Source organism: Aromatoleum anaerobium, assembly GCF_012910705.2.
Taxonomy (GTDB): Bacteria; Pseudomonadota; Gammaproteobacteria; order Burkholderiales; family Rhodocyclaceae; genus Aromatoleum; species Aromatoleum anaerobium.
Genome location: NZ_WTVG02000026.1, coordinates 1 through 3475 on the forward strand (window position 1 = coordinate 1; position 3475 = coordinate 3475).

Annotated in this window: 5 protein-coding genes and 1 pseudogene; all 6 read right to left on the reverse strand. The window is 68.6% G+C overall.

What is annotated here, in order from left to right; genetic code table 11:
• Window positions 1-686: pseudogene (locus tag GO606_RS00800) on the reverse strand (phenylglyoxylate dehydrogenase); the annotation flags it as partial.
• A 2-nt stretch (window positions 687-688) separates the two neighbouring features.
• A complete protein-coding gene (padF, locus tag GO606_RS00805) occupies window positions 689-988 on the reverse strand; it encodes an NADH-dependent phenylglyoxylate dehydrogenase subunit delta (protein ID WP_011238865.1) in 300 nt (99 codons plus the stop codon).
• Window positions 985-1557, reverse strand: a complete 573-nt coding sequence (gene padE / locus GO606_RS00810; protein ID WP_169120804.1) for an NADH-dependent phenylglyoxylate dehydrogenase subunit gamma — start codon at window positions 1555-1557, stop codon at window positions 985-987. The genes padF and padE overlap by 4 nt, the downstream gene beginning before the upstream one ends.
• 98 nt (window positions 1558-1655) lie before the next feature.
• Entirely contained in the window at window positions 1656-2567 is a 912-nt protein-coding gene (locus GO606_RS00815) for a DmsC/YnfH family molybdoenzyme membrane anchor subunit (protein WP_169120802.1), read from the reverse strand.
• An 8-nt stretch (window positions 2568-2575) separates the two neighbouring features.
• The gene (locus tag GO606_RS00820) at window positions 2576-3223 is read right to left on the reverse strand and encodes a 4Fe-4S dicluster domain-containing protein (protein WP_169120800.1); all 648 of its coding nucleotides are present in this window, start codon (window positions 3221-3223) and stop codon (window positions 2576-2578) included.
• Window positions 3220-3475: hypothetical protein (locus GO606_RS00825; RefSeq protein ID WP_169120798.1), on the reverse strand; the 256-nt coding region annotated here is incomplete at its 5' end. The genes GO606_RS00820 and GO606_RS00825, both read right to left, overlap by 4 nt.

The window sequence follows — 3475 nt, forward strand, 5'->3', positions numbered from 1 at the left end:
GTGAGCGGATCGACCGCCATCGGCTTGAGCGGGTCGAGCGCGACGTGCCAGTTGACGTCCTTCGCCCCCATGAACGCATCGACGTCCGACTGCTCGGGCAGCTCGATGCGGCACGCCCCGTACGACAGGTAATTGCCGTCGAGGCAGATGTTAACGGGGAGCATCACGTCGTGGTCTTCGGCGATCCTGAACGCCATCACGGTCGTGTCGAGCACTTCCTGCACCGTCTCGCAGTAGATCTGCACCCAGCCGACTTCGCGCACCGTCATCGCGTCCTGGTGCCCGCCCCACACGCACTGCGGCGTGATGCCGTCGCGCGTGACGATCGACATCACGATCGGCAGGCGCATGCCGGAGGTGCGGAAATACGGCTCGAACATGAAGGCGAGGCCCGGACCGCAGGTCGCGGTGTAGGTGCGCGCGCCGGCGAGTGCCCCGCCCTGCAGCACCGACAGCACCGAGTGTTCGCCTTCGGCGTCGACGATGTCGGCGTCCATCCTGCCGTCGGCGATGAGTTTCGCGACGTGCTCGACGAGTGAGGACTGCGGCGTGATCGGGTACACCGCGACCATGTCGGGGCGCGCGAGCGCGACGGCGAGCGCCGCGGCTTCGTTGCCTTCGGCAAGGATGACTTTCTGCTTCTTCGGCGCGCCGACGGTGGGTTTTTCGAGCGTGGTGGTGCTCATGTTCACTGGGCCTCCCCGATCATCGTGATCGCGCGCTGCGGGCACTCGGTTGCACAGATGCCGCAGCCTTTACAGGTGTTGAGGTTGAAGTCGAACCACGCGGCGTGCTCCTCGACGCACTGCACCGGGCAGTACAGCCAGCACACCGCGCATTTGACGCATTTGTCGCGGTCGACGACCGGGCGCTGGCTCCTCCAGTCGCCGGGCAGCATCGGGCTGATATCGGTCGCGACCGGGCACAGGTCGTCGGGGACGCCCGCCTGCTCGAGGTTGAACAGCGGATAGCTTTGATGCCGGCTCATGCGGCGACCCTCCTTTCGATCTGGTGGACGGTCGTCTCGGCGTAGCCGCGCTCGAGCGCCGTCATGTTCTGCGCGAGCCCGGCGTCGCGAAAGTCCGAGTCCTCGAGCGCGCGCTGGAGCGCCCCGAGCGACACCACGCCGGTCGTCTTGGCGAAGGCGCCGAGCATCAGCGTGTTGGTGATCGGGCGGCGGAAGATCTCGACGGCGATCTTCACCGCATCACACAAGCCCACGCGCCCGACCGTGTCGGGCAGCACGAGATCAGTGACCGGCTTGTGCGTCGCCTGGATGAGCGTGCCGCCCGGCTTCAGGCCGGCGAAGATATCGACCGAGCGGGTCAGCGTCGGATCGACGCAGATCAGGCAGTCGGGGTGGTAGATATTGGTGAGCTGGCGGATCTCGTGCTCGGCCACGCGCAGGAACGACACCACCGGAGCGCCGCGCCGCTCGAAGCCGAACGACGGGATCGACACCGCGTATTTGCCTTCCTCGACCAGCGCCGCGGCCAGAATGCCCGACGCCAGCACCGAACCCTGGCCGCCCCGGCCATGGAATCGCACCTCGTACATCTTGTCTCCTCCTGCTGCTCGCGGGACCCGGCTCGCTGGCCCGGCCCCTGTCGTTTGCTTCGGTTGGCTTCGTACGTGGGGGATCTCCCCCCGGCCGTTCAGCTCGCCCCGCCCCAGCCCGGTTTCACCGCGGCGCCGGCCGGACCGCGCCCCCTCACCGGCAGGTGCGCCAGCGCGAAGCCCTGCGTGAAGGCGGCGCGGCGCACCAGCGTGTATTTGATGAGCCACCCGCCGCCGACCGCGATCAGTCCGGCCGGAATCAGCGCGAGGCCCGCCAGCGGAGCGCCGAGCGCCGCAACTAGCAGCAATGCCGCAGGCAGCAGGTTGCCGAACTTCAGGAACTGCCCATCGACCGCCGCCAGCGCACGCAGGCTACCTTCCGGCGCCCCGTCGGCACGCAGGCCGGCGAGATAACTGCGCCACAGCAGGACGCGAATCAGCAGCAGCCCGAGCGTCACGGCGGCGACCGCGAGCTGGCCCGCCGCGCTCGTGATCACGAACGGCGAGGCCACCGCCCCCAGCGCCGCGCCTTCAGCCAAACCGGTCGCGACGAGCATCGGCCGGCAGCGCGGATGGCGCCACGCCGGAATGCCCTTGTCGGCCGACAGGATGCGCGCCTGGGCATAGACGAAGGCGGCGCCGCACACGCCCGTCAGCAGCACGAAGGCGATGTGCCCGGTCACGACGGCTGCCGCGCCGCTCGCGAACAGGAGCGGCGCCACGGCCGCCTCGCGCGTCATCCACGAGGTCGCCAGGTGCCGATAGACGTTCAACGCGCGCCACGGCTTGCCGATCTCGAACCACACGCAGGTGAGCCCCGCACCGATCAGCGCCATGCCGCCGAGCAGCAGCGCGCGAACGTCGGTGCCCGCAAGGCTCGCCAAGGCGGCAAAGGCGAGCAGCCCGCCGCCGGCGCCGCCGGCGATGAAGTTCGACGCCGCGCGCCAGTCCCAGTGGTGCTGCTGGCGCGGCCCGATCCGGTTCCCCGCCTTCAAGGTCTTCGCTTTCATCGCGGCGTTCACCCCTTGTCCCAGATGTAATACACGCCGGGGCCCGTGCCGAGCTCCTCGTGCATGCGAAACGATTGGGTCCCGGCCAAGAGCCGGCTGACGTTGCTCGTCGGGTCGTCGAGATCGCCGAAGCTCATCGCCCCCGAGATGCACGAATTGACGCACGCCGGCGTGACCTCCGGGTCGCGTCCGGGCACCTGGCCGGTCCTCGCTGCCTCGTCGATGCGATCGACGCAGAACGTGCATTTCATCGACACCGAGATGCGCGCCGGGTCGAAGCGCACGGATTCGGATGCGATCGGCGTGTCGCCGTAGGCGAACTTCGCCTCGTGCACGATCGAGCGCGCCTCGTACGGACAGGCCATCACGCAGTTCGCGCAGCCGATGCAGGTATCGTAGTCGATGGTGACGAGGCCGTCGGCGCGCTTTTTCGTCGCCGTGGTCGGGCACACTTCCTCGCACGGCGGCTCGTCGCAGTGCATGCACGAGATCGGCACGAAGCTGCGGCGCACGTCGGGAAATTCGCCCGATTCGATATCGAGCACGCGCCGCCACTGCACACCGGGCGGGGTCGCGTTGGCGTTCTTGCACGCCGCCGTACAGGTCTGGCAGCCGACGCAGCGGCGCAGATCGATGGCCATCACGTAGCGGGTCATACAGCCTCCTTTTCAACCTTGCGCAGCGCCACGCGCACGATGTCCGAGCCCGAGCCGGTCGCGTCGGTCAGTTCGAGCGACATCGGCGCGATCGTGTTGAGGCTCGGCATGCCGAAATCCTTGGCGAAAGGGGTGGCCCAGTGGTCGAACTGGCCAAGGATCACGAGCGTGTCCGGGCGCACGCCCTGCGCGAGCACGGCGTCGCCGTAGGTCGCGCCGATGTGCGAGCGGATCTCGACGCGGTCGCCCTCA